At 36.7% G+C, this 2,745-nt stretch carries 2 protein-coding genes and 1 pseudogene; all 3 read left to right on the plus strand.

The window, feature by feature from the left end:
• Nucleotides 1-927: sulfatase-like hydrolase/transferase (locus WBQ70_RS05375; protein WP_423911476.1), on the plus strand; the 927-nt coding region annotated here is incomplete at its 5' end.
• A 12-nt stretch (nucleotides 928-939) separates the two neighbouring features.
• Nucleotides 940-2,457 carry a sulfatase family protein gene (locus tag WBQ70_RS05380; RefSeq protein ID WP_423911477.1) on the plus strand — a complete coding sequence of 506 codons (1,518 nt, stop codon included), beginning with the start codon at nucleotides 940-942 and terminating at the stop codon, nucleotides 2,455-2,457.
• Nucleotides 2,450-2,745: pseudogene (locus WBQ70_RS05385) on the plus strand (glycoside hydrolase family 2 protein); the annotation flags it as partial. The gene WBQ70_RS05380 and the pseudogene WBQ70_RS05385, both read left to right, overlap by 8 nt.

Genomic DNA, 2,745 nt, shown 5'->3' on the forward strand with positions numbered 1-2,745 from the left:
GGGAAATGGCATTTAGGTCAGGTGGGTAAGTATCCTCTAAATCAAGGTTTTGATGAAGAATATGGTACGACTGATGCTGGGCACCCAACAAGTTATTATTATCCTTTCTTTAAAGAAGACGCTGACCCAAGAGGATTTTTGAAATCAGGACCTAAGCAAGGGGATTATTTGACGAATATTTTGACGGATAAAGCCACTGATTTCATCAAGACTTATGACAAAAAAGATCCTTTTATGCTAAGTTTTTGGTACTATTCTGTTCATGGACCATCAGTAGGAAGAAAAGATTTACTAGAAAAATTCAAAAAAGAAGGTTTAACAGGAGAATATGCGGAACATGCTGCAATGGTTATGGCAATGGATGAGTCTGTTGGACGTGTGCGTCAAGCGATTAAAGACAAAGGGATAGAAGACAATACCATTATTATTTTGATTTCGGATCAAGGAGGCAAATTCTCTAATGCTCCGTTGAGCGGTGGGAAAACTGGCGGAAACACTCTTGGTGAAGGTGGCGCAAGAGTACCGTTTATGATTTTATATCCAGGAGTAACTAAGCCAAATACCGTTTCTAAAACACCTGTTCAATCGATCGATATTTATCCAACATTGATGGAAATTGCATCTGGTAAAAAATGTACTGACAAGCAAATTAATGGAGTGAGTTTAATGCCTATCTTGAAAGGAAAAGACATTAAAAAACGTAATCTTTATTTCTTCCGTAGTTATGAGGATCAATATGCTGCCGTTATGAATGGTGATTGGAAATTAATCAAATACCACAGTGGATTGTTTCATTTGTTTAATGTGAAAAAGGATATTTCGGAGCAAAATGATTTGATTAATACCGAACTGAAAATTGCTGAAAAAATGAAAAAGGATTTGGCAAAATATGAAAATGAAGCAGTGCCTACATACAATAAAAAATAAGGTGATAACAAAATGAAGTTTAAAAAAAGAATAACTGTAGTCATTTTTTCGTTATTGACAATAGTAACAATTGCTCAAAATGGAAATAAAAGACCCAACATCATTTGGCTAATGGCTGAGGATATGAGTTTGGACTTAGAATGCTACGGCATGGAAGCAGTCAAAACACCTAACCTCAATAAAATGGCTGCCGAAGGGATACGTTATGATAATTGTTTTGTAACTAACTCCATTTGTTCACCTAGTCGTTCGTCTATGATGGTGGGTACGCACCAACTCAAAATTAATGCACAAAATCACCGTTCCAATCGTGATGTACCTTTGGATTCTCGTTTCAAACCTTTTACCGCTTTGTTGCGAGAGGCAGGTTATACTACGGTTCTAGGAAATCAAAGCGTAATGGGAAAAGGCCGCAAAACCGATGTGAATTTTAAATCAGAGAATATCGGTCCTTGGGATGGAAAAACTCAGTTTGGTTTATTCGACAAGTACGATACTTTCGAGAATGATGGTAAACCATTTTTTGCTCAAATTCAGTTAGTAGCGAGTCACCGTGGCGATTGGTGGGACGAAGTACGAAGCAAATCGGCTCATCCTGTAGATCCTGATAAAGTAAAATTACCTGCTTACTTAGCCGATCATCCTGCTATTCGTTTGGATTGGGCTAAATATTTGGATCAAATCGAATTTTTGGATAATGAGGTCGGAATGATTTTCAAAGAATTAGAAGATAAAGGATTGGCTGATAATACCATCGTAATTTTCATAGGTGACAATGGGAGATGCAATATTAGAGGGAAAGGCTATCTCGAAGATTCGGGTTTGCGTATTCCTTTCATTGTGCATTATCCACAAAAATACAACGGAAAACACATTAGTAAAGAAATCGTATCTTCAGTAGATATTACCGCGACTATTTTGGATTGGGCAGGAGTGAAAATTCCATCCTACATGACAGGTAAATCGATTTTGGATAAAAATTATAAAAACGATTATGTATATGCCACTCGTGACTTATGGGATGAAATCCAAGAGAAATCAAGAGCCGTTACTTCGGATAAATGGAAATACATTCGTAATGACAAACCAGAAATTCCATATGATGCACAGCAAGCATATTTAGAATTTTACCGTCCTGCGGTGCACATCATGCGTCAATTGAATGCGGAAGGTAAGTTGAACGAAGCTCAAAAGCCGTTTTTTGCTATATCCAAGCCTGTCGAGGAATTGTATGATTTAGAAAAAGATCCAGAGGAATTACACAACTTGGCTTTCGATAAAAAATACAGTAAAACTTTAGCCGAATTGCGTAAAAAAACACTTTGGTATGATAAAGAAATGGCACCAGTTAGTACTATCTATCATCCCGAAATTGCCAAATCAGTAGAGGTTTTAGAATGGGTAAAAGTAAATCGACCTGAAAAATACCAAGAAATGAAAAATGGTGTCGAAATCGGTTTTCATGAAATGACCAATGAATACAATGCAGCAACTAAGAAAAATAAAAAATCAAAAAAGACAGATGAATAATTCCTTTTTAAGAAAAGCCAATCTTTTGATCTTAATCGGTTTGATTACCGTGAGCAGTGCCTTCGCACAAAAATCACCAACGGTTAAAATCAATTTCAATCAAGATTGGAAATTTAGCAAAGTCAATCCCGCAACCAGCTCCGATGCTGATTTGGTGAAAACCAATTATAACGATGCACAATGGGAAATTGTAAGTTTACCTCATACGGCTAATATCGAACCTTTGGTGGTAAACAACCAATGGCAAGGCATTTGCTGGTATCGAAAATCTTTTGAAGTTTCGGCTTC

This window comes from Flavobacterium sp. (assembly GCF_049590715.1).
Taxonomy (GTDB): Bacteria; Bacteroidota; Bacteroidia; order Flavobacteriales; family Flavobacteriaceae; genus Flavobacterium.

Coding starts and splice junctions, on each gene's coding strand:
- WBQ70_RS05380 (WP_423911477.1), top strand. CDS start 940: ATGAAGTTTAAAAAAAGAATAACTGTAGTCATTTTTTCGTTATTGACA.